The 15,320-nt window shown below is 71.3% G+C and carries 15 protein-coding genes; all 15 read right to left on the bottom strand.

Translation table 11 applies throughout. From position 1 onward, the window contains the following. Positions 1 to 23: 23 nt before the first annotated feature. Positions 24 to 1,421: an MmgE/PrpD family protein gene (locus AB0K15_RS33660; protein ID WP_364059697.1), complete on the bottom strand. Its 1,398-nt coding sequence runs from the start codon at positions 1,419 to 1,421 to the stop codon at positions 24 to 26. Beyond that, positions 1,411 to 2,775 (bottom strand): MmgE/PrpD family protein, encoded by a 1,365-nt coding sequence (locus AB0K15_RS33655; RefSeq protein ID WP_364059694.1) that lies wholly within the window; start codon positions 2,773 to 2,775, stop codon positions 1,411 to 1,413. Before AB0K15_RS33655 ends, AB0K15_RS33660 begins: the two co-directional genes overlap by 11 nt. A 41-nt stretch (positions 2,776 to 2,816) precedes the next feature. Beyond that, positions 2,817 to 4,181, bottom strand: coding sequence for an MmgE/PrpD family protein (locus AB0K15_RS33650; protein ID WP_364059691.1), 1,365 nt, complete (start codon positions 4,179 to 4,181; stop codon positions 2,817 to 2,819). Between the two features lie 69 nt (positions 4,182 to 4,250). Beyond that, complete coding sequence (locus tag AB0K15_RS33645; protein ID WP_364059688.1) at positions 4,251 to 5,234, bottom strand: LLM class flavin-dependent oxidoreductase; 984 nt, start codon at positions 5,232 to 5,234, stop codon at positions 4,251 to 4,253. Next, complete coding sequence (locus tag AB0K15_RS33640) at positions 5,231 to 5,971, bottom strand: hypothetical protein (protein WP_364059685.1); 741 nt, start codon at positions 5,969 to 5,971, stop codon at positions 5,231 to 5,233. The genes AB0K15_RS33645 and AB0K15_RS33640 overlap by 4 nt, the downstream gene beginning before the upstream one ends. Further along, a complete protein-coding gene (locus AB0K15_RS33635) occupies positions 5,968 to 6,327 on the bottom strand; it encodes an EthD domain-containing protein (protein WP_220241905.1) in 360 nt (119 codons plus the stop codon). Before AB0K15_RS33635 ends, AB0K15_RS33640 begins: the two co-directional genes overlap by 4 nt. After that, positions 6,324 to 6,854, bottom strand: a complete 531-nt coding sequence (locus AB0K15_RS33630; protein ID WP_364059682.1) for a hypothetical protein — start codon at positions 6,852 to 6,854, stop codon at positions 6,324 to 6,326. The genes AB0K15_RS33635 and AB0K15_RS33630 overlap by 4 nt, the downstream gene beginning before the upstream one ends. Continuing rightward, positions 6,851 to 8,242 (bottom strand): FAD-binding protein, encoded by a 1,392-nt coding sequence (locus AB0K15_RS33625; RefSeq protein WP_364059679.1) that lies wholly within the window; start codon positions 8,240 to 8,242, stop codon positions 6,851 to 6,853. Before AB0K15_RS33625 ends, AB0K15_RS33630 begins: the two co-directional genes overlap by 4 nt. Continuing rightward, complete coding sequence (locus AB0K15_RS33620) at positions 8,239 to 8,877, bottom strand: aspartate/glutamate racemase family protein (RefSeq protein ID WP_364059676.1); 639 nt, start codon at positions 8,875 to 8,877, stop codon at positions 8,239 to 8,241. Before AB0K15_RS33620 ends, AB0K15_RS33625 begins: the two co-directional genes overlap by 4 nt. A gap of 47 nt (positions 8,878 to 8,924) precedes the next feature. After that, the gene (locus AB0K15_RS33615; RefSeq protein ID WP_364059673.1) at positions 8,925 to 10,355 is read right to left on the bottom strand and encodes an MmgE/PrpD family protein; all 1,431 of its coding nucleotides are present in this window, start codon (positions 10,353 to 10,355) and stop codon (positions 8,925 to 8,927) included. Further along, positions 10,352 to 11,053: an ABC transporter ATP-binding protein gene (locus AB0K15_RS33610; protein WP_360587066.1), complete on the bottom strand. Its 702-nt coding sequence runs from the start codon at positions 11,051 to 11,053 to the stop codon at positions 10,352 to 10,354. Before AB0K15_RS33610 ends, AB0K15_RS33615 begins: the two co-directional genes overlap by 4 nt. After that, entirely contained in the window at positions 11,046 to 11,777 is a 732-nt protein-coding gene (locus AB0K15_RS33605) for an ABC transporter ATP-binding protein (protein WP_364059670.1), read from the bottom strand. Before AB0K15_RS33605 ends, AB0K15_RS33610 begins: the two co-directional genes overlap by 8 nt. Then, entirely contained in the window at positions 11,774 to 12,817 is a 1,044-nt protein-coding gene (locus tag AB0K15_RS33600) for a branched-chain amino acid ABC transporter permease (RefSeq protein ID WP_364059667.1), read from the bottom strand. Before AB0K15_RS33600 ends, AB0K15_RS33605 begins: the two co-directional genes overlap by 4 nt. After that, positions 12,814 to 13,848: a branched-chain amino acid ABC transporter permease gene (locus AB0K15_RS33595; protein WP_364059664.1), complete on the bottom strand. Its 1,035-nt coding sequence runs from the start codon at positions 13,846 to 13,848 to the stop codon at positions 12,814 to 12,816. The genes AB0K15_RS33600 and AB0K15_RS33595 overlap by 4 nt, the downstream gene beginning before the upstream one ends. Beyond that, positions 13,845 to 15,083: an ABC transporter substrate-binding protein gene (locus tag AB0K15_RS33590; protein ID WP_364059661.1), complete on the bottom strand. Its 1,239-nt coding sequence runs from the start codon at positions 15,081 to 15,083 to the stop codon at positions 13,845 to 13,847. The genes AB0K15_RS33595 and AB0K15_RS33590 overlap by 4 nt, the downstream gene beginning before the upstream one ends. Positions 15,084 to 15,320: the final 237 nt, after the last annotated feature.

Below are 15,320 nucleotides of genomic sequence, written 5' to 3'. Positions count from 1 at the left end.
CCGCGCTCAGCACCTATGACGCCTTACGGCGTCTGTGTCGTACGCAGGCTCTCGGTCAGCGCGTGCAGGGACTTGGCGCGGGGCAGTGCGTAGATCTCTTCCCTGACCCGCTCGGCCCCGGCGGCACCGTAGACGCGGCTCAGAAGGCTCGTTGCCTTGGCCAGCCGCTCCTCATCGGTCACAGGGACTTCGGGCGTACCACGCGGGTGGATGACCGTGCGGGAGACGACCCGGCCGTTGCCGAGCTCGACGCGCACTGTGCCGGCCCGACCGGTGGGCTTGTGCGCGTCGAGTTCGGGGTCGTGCGAGACGCTGATCCGGTCCATCAGTGGCCGGAGGGCGCCGAGGTCCAGCAAACCTTCGTCATCGAGCGCGCCGAACCGGATGGCCGCGGCCACCGTGGCCCGAGCGCTGAACCGGGCATCCAGGTCGTTCTTCGGCTCGGCGCAGTCGATCGCCATGCCCTCGTCGAAGATCCGCACGTCGACCCGGCGTACGTCGTCCTCGCCGAAGCGCTCCTCCGCCAGCAGGGCCGACACCGCGTCGTTCACGCCGTGCAAGTGCGCACACGAGGGGTGGAGCTTGAAGTAGCCGTTCACGATCTCATAGCTCGTCCAGGTCCCGTCCGCGACACCGTCGAGCATCGCCTCGGCGTGGAAGTCCTCGGCCAGGAACGGCCCGTAGAACGAGCTCAAGGCCCCGGGCCGCGCCGTGAGACCGGCCGCGGCTGCGCGGGCCACGTTGAGCGCTGTCGTGCAGGCCGTCGCGGGGTAGAGATGGTGGAGCGTGGCGCCGGTCGTGGTGGTCCAGCGGTCGAAGTGGAGACCGAGCGAGGCGGCGCCGTCGATGCTGGCCGCGACCGCTCGGTCATCGGCCCCGCTCACCAGCGAGGTCGCCGCTCCGGCGGCGCCGACGGTCACCCAGTTGCCGATGTCGTGGAGGTGGCCGGGCACGCCCCCGATGCCGAGCCCGATGCGAGCCGCCAGCTCGTAACCACCGACGAACGCGTTGAGGAACTCCCGAGCTCCCACCTGTCGCCCCTCGCCGAGGCCCAGCAGGACGGCGGCGACCTGGATGGCGGGGTGCCCCTTCATCCTCGAGTAGCCGTCCTGCCGCTGGAGCACCGAGATCGTGGCACCGTTCAGCAGCACGGCGTCCTGGACGCCTGCGCCACGGCTTTCCCCGAACACGGTGCTCGGTCCCGCGGCCGGCGCGACGGAGCCGCGCAGCGCCCGCATGTCCGGATGGGCGGAGCCGGCGGCCATGACGGCGACCGAGTCGAGCAGGAGGTCGAGCGCACTGACCTGCGCGGCCGCCGGAACGGTGTCCCAGGTCGTGGTGGCCACCGCCCGAGCCAGCTGTCCGACGACGTCCGCAGACGCCTCGGTCGGCCCGCCGTTCGTCGAACCGTCACTCACCATCGGAGTCCGTCCCTCCTGCCGGCCGGAGCAGGCGGGCGAGGCCGCCGAGGTTCGGGTGGGCCGGGAGCTCACCCAGCCACTCTCGCAGCGGGTGCACGAGTTCGGCCGACCTGCCGTGGGTGACCAGCTGGTCGAACTTCGCGTCGAGGACCGCCGCTGGATAGGGGTTGTCGAAGCCGCCCGGGGCACGATCCTCCACTTCGGACAGACGTCGCCCGTCGGTGGTGAGCACTTCCACGCGTGCGGTGCGAACGGCCGGCTGCACCCGGGTGTAGTCCGGGTCCTCGACGACCCGGATCCGCGAGGCCAGGGCGCGAACCTCGTCATCCGCCACGACGTCTCCCCGGTAGGCCTCCATCCCGTTGTGGCCGAGCACGGCCTGTACGGCCACGTTGTAGGGAATGGAGTGCTTGCCGGCGAACCCGTTCGCCGGGGCCGTCTCGTCGAGGCGCGTCGCGGGGGCGTAAGTGAAGACGGTGGCCTGCTCGATGTCGGCGCTCGTCACGCCGGTGCGGGCCACGAGCTTGCCCATGGCTTCGATGGGAGCGTGGTTCCAGCGGCTGCAGGCATGCAGCTTGAAGTAGTTCTCCAGGATCAGCCACCGCTGTCCGAGACCATCGCCGAGCACGGAGGGCTCGAAGTGCTCGCCGAGCACCTGGCCGTAGACGGTTTCCAAGGCAAGCGTCTCACCGGTGACGCCGCCGCGGGCGGCGTGCGCGCCCAGCACACCCGCGGCCGACGACGCGCCAGTCAGCAGATTGCGCACGGTGGCCCCCATGTTGGCCGCCCGCTGCGTCGAAGCGGGGGTCATCGCCGCCGCCACGCGAACGGCCTCGATGATCTCGACGAAGGAGAACCCCCGCAGCCGGGCGACGCCGGCGGCGGCTCCGACGACCATGGCGGTGCCGAAGGGGTGGACCGGGGCTCGGAGCGTCAGCGCAAGCCCGGCCCGCGCAGCCGTCTCGTAGGCAGCGACGAAGGCCACCAGGAACTCCCGGCCGCTGCTGCCCAGCTCCTCGGCGGTGGCGAGGACCGCGGGCAGCACATGCGCCGAGGGGTGGTTCGTCGCCCACTGGTTGCCTTCGTCGAGCTCGTAGGTGACGAACGCCTGGCCGTTGAGCAGCGCGGCCGCATAGGACGTCGTGCCCTCCCCGGTCGCCAGCACCGTTGCGGCGCCAGGGCCTCCGATGGCCAGTGCTGCCTGCGCCGCACCGGCCACCTCTTTCTCGGCGCCGGCGCCGAGGCCTGCTGCGACGGTGTCCGAGACGATGCGGACGGCCTGCTCGACGACTTCCTCCGGAAGGTCCTCGTAGCCGAGCCCGCCGACCCACTCGGCCGCTCTCTCCAGTGTCATCGCAACATCTCCTTCGGTCGATCGGAAACGGCCGGGACGGATCAGAGCCGGTGGGCGATCGCGTCGGCGAGGGCATGCAGGCTCCTGCCGTCCGGGAGCAGGTCCGCGGTCGTCAGGGCCTGTACCACCGGGTCGAGCACGTCGCCGGGAAGGAACGGCCCGACGTTGCCACGGAACTTCGCCACGATCTCGTCGACGGAGAGCGGATCGCTCGGGTTGCCCCGCGCGTTGCGCACCTGCGCGGTCCCCGAAGAGTCCGCGGTGACGACGGTGACCCGCGCCGGCCGCTCGGCCGGGAGCGCACCGGTGTACTCCGCCACCTCGACCAGCCGGACCTTGGCGGCCAGGTCCACGACGTCGAGCCGCTCGAACTGCCCGGGCAGGAAGCCGCCGGCGTCCAGGTGCCCGTCGACGACGACGGACGCCGCGCAGCGCGGCACCGAAAACCGTGCGTGCAGGTCGGACTCGCTGCCGAGGCTGTCGAGTGAGGCGGCGAAGGCGAACGTCTCGATCACGATTTCGGTGATGGCGGCCGGCTTCGGCGAGCCGGCGCGCACGAGTGCCTCCCGCAGCGCGTCCAGTGCCGGGTGGACCCAGCGGGCGCAGGCGTAGGGCTTGAGATAGCTGTCCGCGACCCGCCAGCGGTGGCCGAGCCCGCCGCCGATCTCCTCGGCATCCGCGTCGGTGGTGACCACGCCCCCGTAGAGCGTGGCGAGCAGCCCCGGGTCGGCCTCGTGGCCGGCGGCGGCCAGCCGGGCGGCGAGCGCGCCGTAGTAGGACCCGAGCCCGGTCCAGACGTTGCGCACCGTGCCGCCCTGCATCGGCACGGCCAGCGTGGCGGCCAGTGGCAGTGAGCCGGCCAGCTCGATGGCCCGGGCGGTGGTGGGCGCGTCGGCGCCGGTCAGCGCCGACGCCGCGACCGCGGCCCCGATGGGGCCGTGGATACCGTGCGGGTGCAGACCGGGGCGTAGTGAAGTGCCGGCGCCGAAGCGCAGCCCCACCTCGCAGCCCAGCACGAACGCGCGGACGGCGGCCACGTCGTCCACACCCTGGCGGCTCAGTGCGTGCAGCAGCGCCGGCAGCACGTGGGGCGCCGGATGTGCGGTCGGTACCGGCGGGATGCGGCCGCCGGCCGGGTGGAACGACCCACCCGAGTCGGCGTCGAGCCAGGTGGCCGCCGCGCCGAGCGCCGTCAGCCGCCCGAACGGGGCGGACTCGTCGGCGGCTTCGGCGCCGAGCAGGGCGCCGAGGCCGTGCACGGCCGGGTAACGCAGTCCGCCGAGCAGGGCGCCCAGCGAGTCCAGCAGCAGCAGCCGGCCGAAATCCCAGATCTGCGCGGGAATCGCTGCCGCGGGCGTCGAGGCGAACTCGCCGAGCGCATCGACATCCAGGTCCAAGGTCTCCATCCTCGCTCCTTCTTGCTCGGGTTGCTCGCGGTCGGTCCGCGGTGCCGGTACGAGACCCACTGGCGCACGTCAGCTCGCCGGCTGGGCCGTCGCCAGCCCGGCCCGCAGCGCGCCGGCCGTCTGCGCCAGCCGGCGCTCGACGCCCGCAGTGGCACCGGCGATGACGACCCCCTCGATGCCCAGAGTGGCAAGGGGCCGCAGCCGGGCGGCGAGGGCCGCGGGGTCGCCGGTCAGCACGAATCGGTCACGGATCAGCGAGTCGATCTCCGGGTCGGCGTCGCGGGCGCCCGCCGACTCCGAGGTGCCGTGGCGGCGGTAGTCGTGGGCCGAGGCCACCGCGGCGACCCGGGCGACGAGCTCCGGCTCGATGCCGTACCAGTCGGGCGACTTGGTGATCCGTGCCGCGCAGGAGCCCAAGATCGGGGCTGCGGCTGCTGCCGCTTCGTCGTCGGTGTCGGTCACCACCGCGCGCAGGAACAGCCAGCAGCGGACGTCGGTGCGCCGGGCCCGCGCGATACCGACGGCGCGTTCGATCACGGCAGGCTCGACGCCCACGTCGAGCAGCACCCCACCGAGGGTCGCGCTGGTCTGCTCGATGGTCCGTGGGCCGGACGCGGCGCCGAGCACCGGCCCGAACCCGCCGGGCAGCTGGGCCGACAGCTCGTCGAGTCGAGCGCGAAGCTGCTCCAGCAGGACGCGATAGGAAGAGAGCGACGGGATCGGGAGCCCCTCGTTGCGCAGCGAGCTCTCGCCCCGTGCGACCGCCAGCAACGTCCGGCCGGGGTGCTGGCCCGCAAGCGTCGCGAGGGCTTGGGCGACCACGCTCGGATGGTGCAACCCGAGCCCCATCACGCACGGCCCGGACAAGGCGGCCGTGGTGCGGGTCAGCACCTGTCCGGCCGTCAGGAACGGGTCCGGGAACAGCCGTGGGCTGTCCGCGAACCCGACACCGTCGACGCCGTCGCCCAGCGCGGTTCTCGCCGCGGCGAGATGGTCGAGCACGCCGCGCGGCCGGGCGAGGTTCAGCAGGAGCCTCGGCTCTGCGCCGCTCACCGGATCGACTCCAGCAGGTCCGCGACCGTGCCGGTGGCGCCGGCTGCCGGTACCGCGTGACCGGCCGCCACCGACAACGTATGCGCGACGCTGCCCGGCATCGGCGTGGCCACCTCGGCGGGGAGGGTGGCGGCGAGCCAGCCCGAAGCCGCACCGTGCCCTGCCCACAGGGGCGAGGAAGCACGCCGCTCCGGGCCGGGAGTAAGCACGGTGAGACTGGCCGCCAGGTCCAGAACCCGTTCCAGCCCCTCTCCCTCCGCAGGTCCGGCGAACGCCGCCGCCGTCGCGGCGCAGAGCGTCGCGAGGGTCGGTAAGGCGGCCGCCGGAGAGTCGTCGGTCAGGAGACCCGCGGCGAGGCTGCGCACGCAGCTGCCGGCGGCGACCGCGCGCGCGACGCGGTCGAGGCCGGCCGAGGCCGCGTCCGCGGCCGCCAGGGCGGCCAGCAGCGGAGCCCAGTCGAGGTCGGGGCGCGCACCGTCGAGCCGGGCTCCGTTCCACAGCAAGGCCGGATAGGTGGGCGCGACGAGGCCGGTGCCGAGCAGAGGGAAGCCGCCGGCCGTCGCGATCTCCTCGGCCCAGGACGCCAGCACACCCTCGGGTGCTCCGGCGGAGAGCGTGCGCAGCTCGCCGACCGCGATCGGCGCCGCGCCCTCCAGCGCGTAGACCGCGTGCGCGGCCCGCGCGAGCTCACCGGTGAGCCCTGGCGCCGGTGGGGTGAGGACGCCCGCCTGGGTCACGACCGGTTCCTGTCCACGGTGACGCTGTCGGTGATGAGGTAGAACCGGAAGTCCGTCCGACCGCCCGGTCCCCGCTCGGCGGGCAGCGGGTTGTCCGCGAACCAGTCGCGGTAGGCCTGATACGCCGCCTCGTCCGCGAAGTGCATCTCCGCGATCCGGTAGAACATCATGCTCGGCGGAACCGCGGCTGTCCCTCCCGACGCCGTCGTCACCGGACGAAGCACCTTGTTGAACACGATCCGGTCGAGGTTCGGGTTGGCGAGCAGGTCGGGCGCGTGCACGTCGAAAAGCCAGCGCTCGTACTCCTGCTCGCTCACGCCCTCGACGATGTCGTACCCCAGGATCGCCTTGATCACGTGTCTGTCCTCCGTGGTGTGATGGTCCAGCTGAACGCCTGCGCGCCCGTCCCGAAGCCCTCGATCCGGACCCGGCGTGGTTCGATCCGCACTCCGGCGAAGTTGGCGTCGAGGTCGGCCCGGTCCCGCAACGGCGCCTTCGTGTGGCCCGCGGCCCGCAGCCGCGTCGTGTGCCGGTCGTAGACCTCCCAGGTGGCCTTCGCGTCAAGCGGCCGCGCGACGCCGCGGACAAAGACCACCCGCGGGATCGTCAGGCCGAGGTCGAAGGTCCACGGCGAGTCGTTGACCGAGTCTTCGGCCGGCGTGCCACCCCAGATCGCCAGCACCCGGTCGTCGTGGCGGAGCTGCTCGACTCTGCGGTGGGTCCGGCGCTGCACCAGTTCGACGGCCCAGTCGCCAGTCAGGAACGCGCTGGTGGTCCGTCCGACCAGGGCGCCGCCCGCGCCGTGGGTGACCAGCTGGGCGAATCCGGCCTCGTGCCGCACGAAGTCCAGCGCCCGGGACCGGGCAGCCGCCGCGTCTGTCATGCCGTGGTGTCCGAGCCCGCGGCGCGGTGTTCCGCCGCCACGGCCGTGGCGGCGAGGTAGGCCAGTCCGAAGGCGGGCAGGAGGCCGTTGCCGGCCAGGTAGCCCGAGGCGCCGTGCCCCGAAATCCCGGCGGCCGCCCCACCTGAGGCGTAGAGGCCGGGAATGGGCCGGTCGTCGCCGTCGACGACACGCGCCGACCCGTCCACGACCAGGCCGCCCTGGGTGTGGAAGAGAGCCGGCACCACCTTCACCGCGGCGTACGGCGGCTCGAGCGGTGCCTCGTAGTCGCGGCCGAACCGGTCGGGGATCTCGCCTCGCGCCGCCCGCGCGGACTCGTCGAGCTCGGCGGTGACGGCATCTTCGGGCAGGCCCGTCGCGACGGCGAGCGCCCGCGCGTCGTCGGCCCACACTTCGGCGCCGGACTCGACGGTCTGCCGGAAGTCCGTGAAAGGCATGCACAGTTCGTGCACCCGGCGGTCGAACACGACCCAGCCGGTCGCCTCCGGCCGGGCCGCCAGGGAGGGGCCGAATTCGGAGTAGCCGGTGGTCTCCTTGGCGAAGCGGCGGCCCGTGGTGTCCAGCATGACGGCGCCGTGCATGATCGTGGCCCAGCCCAGCAGCGTCGAGGACTTCGCCGCCAGCGCTCCGTGGCCCTGATAGGCGTCCAGGAACTCGGTCGCGGCGCCCAGCCGGGAGCCGATCCGGAGCGCATCGCCGCGCGACGTTTCGCTGCCGTGGTATGTGGCCGTGGCGATCTCCGGCATGTGCTCGGCGACCAGCTCGTGATCGGCACCGTAACCGTTGGTGGCGAGCAGGACGGCCGGGGTCTCGATGCGCTCCTCGTCGGCGTTCGGGTCGGTGACCACGACCGCGGCGACCCGGCCCTCGGCGTCCAGCTCGACGTCGGTGAGCCGGGCCGGCACCAGGAAATCGATCCGCGGGTGGGCCCGCGCCTGCCGGGCCAGATGGTCGATGAGCACGGTGCCGTGCCGCTCGGGGATGGTGTGGCAGCGGTCCACGGAATGCCCCGGGTAGTGCATGTCGGTCATCAGCGAGATCTCTAGGCCGGCCTCGTCGGCCAGCCACTCGACCAGCTCGCCGCTGACGGCGGCCAGCGCACGGGCGAGCCGCTGGTCGCCGCTGCCCTTGGTCTTGCGGTCGACGTCGCCGGCGAACACCTCGACCGAGTCCTCGATCCCCTGCTCCCGCTGCCAGCGGCTGTTCACGCCCGGCACCATCGCCGTGCACATCGACGTGTTGTTGCCGCGAAGGAAGTGCTCGCTCGCCTCGACCACGAGGACGTCGAGGCCGAGCTGGGCGGCGCGAAGGGCAGCGATGAGCCCACCGCCGGCACCCGCGACGACGAGGTCGGGTCCCTGTGCGCTCATCGGCCCGCTCCCGCCGCGACCAGTTCGAGGGCGCGCAGCACGGGGTCGAACACCGGCACCGCCGAGGGGTGCGCTGGGTCGACGTCGACGGCGGAGCAGCCGTTGAGCAGCGTGCGGGCCCCCTTCGCGGCCAGTACCTCGGCCGCCTCGTCGAGGCGCTGCTGCCACCCCGGCCCTTCACTGATCGAGTCGAATGGCAGGTCGAGGATCTCGATCTGCCCGAGCCACCGCTCCCAGCCGTAAGCGGCCGCAACCCGGCGCATCTCGGCGGCGATGGCCTCGTTGCGGACCACCGCGCCCATCGGCGCCGCGAGCGCGGCCGCGAGGGCCAGGTTGAGCTTGAGGATGCCGACCACCGGACGGTCGGTCTCCTCTTGCAGCCGGGCGACCGCGGGGTCGAGCACGCAGTCGGCCATCAGGACGTCGTACCCCGCGGGGGCGGCGGCGAGGGCCTGGTGGACGTAGTCGTCCGAACGTGCGATGTCCTCGGCGTTGTCGAGCTGCTCGGGCGCACCCTGTGCCAGATCGTGCAGTTCGACGATCACGCCGGCCGGGCTGATGGCGTCGTAACGTTGTTGTCGCCGCGCGAGTTCCTCGACGCCGACGTGCAGGGGTGTGGTCGCGAAGATCCGCATGGGTGGTGGCTCCTCCTCGAGGACGGGCAGGGTGCGGCAGGTGAGGATCACGGAGTGGCGAGCACGCGCAGGACGTCTCGCACGCTCCTCGCCTCGGGCAGTGCGGCGGCGCAGTCGACCGCCCGCTGGAGCGCCGCCTCATCGCCCAGCAGGTCACGCAGCAGCACGAGAGTCCGCTCGTGGTCGAAGGGCTCGTGGGCGGCGTCGCCGACTGGGTTGGCGACCTCGTGCCGCAGGACCCGGCCATCGGTCAGCGTCAGCTCGACGGCCGCGCCGCGGGCGTCGGGCAGGCGGGCGTCGAACTCGGTGCCCGAGACGACCTCGACCCGCTCGGCCAGTGCGGCGAACCGGTCCTCCCGCGAGCGGTCGAAGCCGTCGGGAGCGACGCGGCCATCGAGCAGGGCGGTCGTCACCACGTAGGGAATCGAGAACATGGCGGCCAGCCGGTTGCTCCATCGGGTGCGGCTGAGCGCTGCGGCCATCGAGTACGTCGTGACCCGCACCCGGGTGATGTCGCTGTCGGCGAGCCCGTCCTGGTGCAGTCGTGCTCGCAACACGAGGGTGGCATCCGCGCTGGGGTGGGTGAAAGCGCACGAGGCGTGCCGTTTGAAGTAGCCGAGCCCGATGTCCCAGCGCAGGCCGAGCTGCTCGACCAGGGCGACCGGGTCGAACGTGCCGAGCAACCCGCCCAGGCTGTGGGCGGCGATGCCGGTGGCGTGCGCCATCCCGGCCTTGGCCAGTCGCGCGGCGGCGAGCCCGGCCACGTTGCTGGCGCCCATCCACTCGTTGCGCACCGCGTTGCCGTCGAGTGCCGCGGAGAAGGGCCCGGCGATCGGCATGCCGCTCGCGGTGTCGACGGCGGCGGCGATCCCTGCGGTGTCGAGACCGAACAGCTTGGCGCAGCCCGCGGCTGCGCCGGTGACGCCCCAGTTGCCGTGCGGGTGCAGACCCGGCGCGCCGCGGCTGGCGCGGCCGTACCGCGCGGCGACCTCGTAGGCGACGAGCAGGGCCGTCGCGGTGGCCGGACCGTCCGTGTCGAGCGCGCAGGCGAGTGCCAGGACCGCCGGGAAGCCGTGCGCGGCGGGGTGGCCGGCCGCGAACTTGTTGCCCTCGTCCATCTCCAGGCTCACCAGCGCCGTGGCGTTGAGCCAGGCCGCGGCCTCGACCGTGGTCTCGACCCCGGTCCCGAAGACCGGCACCGGTCCGGGTGAGGGCGCCCAGGCGCCCATGAGTGCGGCGCGCTCGGGAAGCCGAGCACCCAGGAACGTGACTCCGAACGTGTCGAGCAGGACCAGACGCAGCCGCTCTCGCACGTTCTCGGGTACGGCGTCCCACCTCAGCGCGCCGGCCCAGCCGGCGAGCCGGTCGAGGGCCTCGAGCGCCGCCTGCTGATCCGGGTCGAGCCCGACTTCGTTCGCTTGATCCGTACCGGGATCAACGGTAACCGTCTTCCCCACCTTCTCCGTCGTTTCGTTCACAGGCCGAGGTAGGCCTTCTTGACCCGCTCGTCGCCGGCCAGCTCCTTGCCCGGGCCTTCGAGCGCGATGGTGCCGCTCTCGAGCACGTAGGCCCGGTCGGAGATCGAGAGCGCCTGAGCGGCGTTCTGCTCGATCAGGAGAACCGAGACACCCGTGTCGCGGATGGCCGCGACGGCCTTCAGCACGTCCCAGGTCAGCTTCGGCGAGAGGCCGGTCGACGGTTCGTCGAGCATCAGCAGCCGCGGCTTCGCCATGAGGGCCCGGCCGATGGCGAGCATCTGCTGCTGGCCGCCGCTCATGCTCTGGGCCGCCTGCTTGCGGCGCTCGGCCAGGATCGGGAACAGCTCGAAGATCCGCTCCAGCTCCTGCGCCATCCGCACGCCGCGGCGCGTCCACGCGCCCAGGACGAGGTTCTCCTCGACGCTCATGGGGCCGAAGAGGTCACGATCCTCGGACACCTGCACGATCCCGCGCCGCACGATCTGGTGCGGCCGCAGCCCGGTCAGCGGCTCGCCGTCGTAGGTGACCGCACCGGAGAGCGCACTGATCAGTCCGCTGATCACGCGGAGCGTGGTGGTCTTGCCGGCACCGTTGGCGCCGACGACGGAGACCAGTTCCCCCGGCCTGACCCGCAGGCTCATGTCGTGGAGGATCTGCAGCTTGCCGTAGCCGGCAGCGATGTTGTCGAGCTCAAGCACCGGGCAGCTCCTGTCCGAGATAGGCCTCCACGACCGTCGGGTCCGCGACCACTTCCGCGGGCTCGCCCGAGGCGATCACCCGTCCGCGGTCGAAGACGACGACAGAGTCGGAGAGCTGCATGACGGCCTGCATGATGTGTTCGACGAACACGAGCGTCAGGCCCTCCGACTCACGCAGGCGGGCGAGCAGGTCGACGACGGGCGCCCGTTCGGCGGGCACCAGGCCGGCCAGGACCTCGTCGAGCAGCAGCAGCCGCGGACGGGTGGCGAGCACCCGGGCCAGCTCGAGCCGCTTCAGCGCAGCTGTGTGCAGCGAGTCGGACACCATGTCCGCCCAGGCCGCCATGCCGGTCGCTTCGATGACCTCGTGCGCGTGGTGATGGGCGCTGCGGTGATTGCCGCCCCGCGACAGTGCTGCCGCGACGACGTTCTCCCGGACCGTCATGGAGCCGAACGGACGCATCAGCTGGAACGTTCGCGCCATGCCGAGCCGCGAGATCCGGTGCGGCGACATCCCGCTCACGTCCTTGCCGAAGAGCTTCACATGGCCGGTGTCCGGCCGCAGTGCGCCGGCGATGACGTTGAAGAACGTCGTCTTGCCCGCGCCGTTCGGCCCGATGATGCCGACGATCGAACCTTCGGCGACGTCGATCTCGACCTCGCTGAGTGCATGGACGCCACGGAAGGACTTGCTCACGTCGCGTACTTCGAGAGCGGTGCTCATCGGCGCTTCCACCAATCGCGGATCGATCCGACGATGCCTTTGGGCAGGACGAGGGCGATCACGATCAGCAGGATCGAGTAGAGCACCACGTCCAGCCCGCCCCGGCCCGAGAGGAATTCCAGGAAAGCGGGCGGGTTGCGCAGCCAGCCGGCCGTCAGGTCCGAAAGCGGGCCGAGGATCAGTGCGCCGACGAGCGGGCCCCACAGGGTGGCGACGCCGCCGATGACCGCCGGGGCGATGGCCTGGACCGACTGGGCCTGGCCGAACGCGATGTCGGGATCGACGAACATGAAGTACTGCGCGTAGAACATGCCGGCGACGGACGTGATCGCCGCGGAGAGCGCCATCGTGGTCAGCTTGACCCGCATGACGTTGACGCCCAGCGCGTCGGCCGCGTCCTCGTTGTCGCGCACGGCGACCGTGTGGATGCCGGTGCGCGACCGAAGGTAGAACATCGTGATCAGCAGGCAGATCACGACCAGCGCGAGGCCGATGTAGTAGTACTGCGGCGCGTTGGCGGCGAACTGCAGCATCGACCACGAGTTGTCGGGCAGCAGCGGGACGTGGAACCCGGTGGTTCCGTTGACCCAGCTGGTGTTGGTCGCGAGCAACCGCAGCATCTCGGCGAAGGCGAACGTGGCGAGCGCGAAGTAGGCACTGCGCAGCTTGTAGCGGAAGGCGAGGTAGCCGATGCAGATGGCCACGAGTGCCGCCAGCATCGCTCCGACGACCAGCGAGATCCACGGCGACCAGCCGAAGTGCTCCAGGAGGTAGACGTCGGTGTACGCGCCGATGCCGAAGAACGCCGCGTGCCCGAAGCTGAACATGCCACCGTAGCCGCTCATCAGGTTCCAGCCGATCGCCATGATCGCGAAGATCAGCACCCGGACCGCGATGGTCTGGCTCGACTCGGGCAGGAGTGCGGGAGCGAAGGCGGCCAGGACGGTGATGACGACCAGGATGACCACGGACCGCTGGATCGACTGGCGGCGATTCCGGACCGCCGCTGATCCCGGTCGCGTCTCGGTGGTGATGGTCATGATGACGCGGCTCCGAAGATGCCCTGCGGACGGATCAGCAGGATGAGCAGGAACAGGATGAACACGCCCAGCAGGGGGCTCTGACCGGCGATCGCGACACCGCCCAGCTGCTCGACGAGGCCGACGATCACACCGCTGATGACGGCGCCCATCACGTTGCCCAGCCCGCCCATCACGACGACGACGAAGGCGAGGATGTTGAACTGGTCGCCGGCGGTCGGGGTGATCGTGGTGAACGGCGCGATGAGCATGCCGGCCGCTCCGGCACAGGCGGTGCCCAGGCCGAAGGTGACCGCGTAGACGAGCCGCACGTCGATGCCGACCAGTCCCGCCCCCTGCCGGCTGGCGGCGACAGCGCGGATCGCCCGGCCGAACGAGGTGCGCTCCAGCAGCAGGAAGACCAGCACGGCCAGTACCAGGGCGCCGCCGAGGGCGATGACCCGGGAGAGGTTGGCGACGGCGCCGAACACGTGCACGCCGGGGTCGCTCTTCAGGTTCGCCGACAGCGGGTCGCCGCCGAAGGCCAGCAGTAGGACATTGCTGATCAGCAGCGACAGGCCGAGGGTGATCAGCAGCTGGCGCTCGAGCGTGCCGCCCATCGTGCGGTTGAGGAGCAGGAGCTGGATCAGGACGCCGAGCACGAAGAGCCCGAGGATCGCGACCGGGAGGGCGATGTAGGGGTTCAGCCCGGCCTGGTGCGCCACCTCGTAAGTGATGTAGAGACCAACGGCGAGGAAGGCACCGTGCGCGAAGTTGACGATGTCGAGCACGCCGAAGACGAGGGTGAGGCCCATCGCGAGCAGGCTGTAGACACCGCCGGAAATGATGCCGGTGAGCAGCGCCTGGCCGGTGATGCCCATGCTGCCCGAGCGCAGCAGCGCGGCGATGAAGAGAACGACCAGCAAGGCGCCCGTCACGATCAGCGGCGTCGAATGGCGCAGGCTCAGCCGCGACGTGGCGCGGCTACCGCCCCGGAGGGCGGTCCCGTCCTTCGACGGAACCGTCCCTCCGGCGTTCGTCGGGCCGGTCACTGGCCCGGGTTCGCGGGGTAGACGGGGCTCTTGACCGCAGCGGACTGCGGATAGACCACGACCGGAGCACCGTTCTGGACCTGGGTCAGCACGGGCAGCGAGGTGGAGTTCTCGCCCTTGTCGCTGAACTTGATCGGGCCGTCGGAGAGAGTCAGCGGCGTCAGGCTGGTCTGTGCGATGGCGTCGCGAACCTTCGACGCGTCCGTCGAGCCGGCCTTCTCGAGCGCTGCCGCGATGACACGAACCGAGTCGTAGGCGAGGGCTGCGCCGGTGCGCGCCTCGTCTTTGTAGGTCGACTTGTACAGGGCGCTGAACGCCTTCGCGTCGGCGCTCTTGTCGTCGAAGTGGTAGTTCACGTCGAAGTACCCCTGGGAAGCCGAACCGGCGTCGGTCGGGAACTGCGGCTGGTCGAACGCACCGTCGGCTGCGCCGACCACGGCATCGAGGGCCGGCTTGACCGTCTGGATCGCCTTCGCGGCGAGGACGCCGTCGCGGTAGTAGCCCGAGACGACGAGGACGTTCGCGCCGCTCGCCTTGACCTGGGCGATCTGGGTGGTCAGATCGGAGACACTGGCCGCGTCATAGGTGATCTCCGGACCCATCTGGAGGCCGCTCTTCTGGGCCTCGGCCTTGAACGCCTGGTAGACCCCGGTGCCGAACGCCGTGGCCTCGTGCAGGTAGGCGACCTTGGTGACCGGGCGATTCGCCGCCTCGGAGATGGCCTTGACGTACTGGGCCGCGGTCGTGCCGAACCGCGAGTTCTGCGGCTGCATGCGGAACGAGTATTTGTAGCCGTGCGAGAGGATCGCGTCGTCGCCCGAGATGTCCATGACGAAGGGGACCTTGTTGCGCTCGGCGACGGCGGCGACATTGGCGCTCACGGCGCTCTGGTAGGTGCCGACCAGGGCGACGACGCCGTCACCGACGAGGCGCTGGGCCTCGCTCTGGCCGGTGTCCGGCGTGCCCTTGGTGTCGCCCCCGTCCAGCTCGAGCTTGGCGCCACCGAGCGCTTTGATGCCGCCGGCGTCGTTGATGGCCTTGATACCGAGCTTCACGCCGTTCTCGAGCTGGGTTCCGTCGCCCGCGTTGGCACCCGAGAGGGGGTGCAGGGTGCCGATCTTGATGACCTTGGCGTCCCCGCTCGAGCCGCCGCTGTCGCCGCCCGCACAGCCGGCGAGGAGGACGGCCCCGGAGCCGACCGCGGCGACCAGCTTCACGAAGGATCTTGTACGCATCCTGATGACTCCTGATCTTGATGAAGAGTGGCGCTGTGATCGTTCCGCTAATCGGAACGCCCCGATCAAGTTCCGCTGACTGTGGCATGTGGTCGTATTCACGTCAAGTGGCACATCGATGATTGAGGTCACGTGCACTGCACCCCCAAAGAGCCGAACTCCGGCCAGAGCGCAGGTTTCGCCTGGGCATTGACTCCCGACGGGACGGCAGCCAGACTTGTTCCGTCTACAGAAACG

It is taken from the genome of Amycolatopsis sp. NPDC049253 (assembly GCF_040678995.1).
Lineage (GTDB): Bacteria > Actinomycetota > Actinomycetes > Mycobacteriales > Pseudonocardiaceae > Amycolatopsis.
The sequence above is the reverse complement of the archived record's forward strand: the minus strand, read 5'-3'. Positions and strand labels throughout refer to the sequence as shown.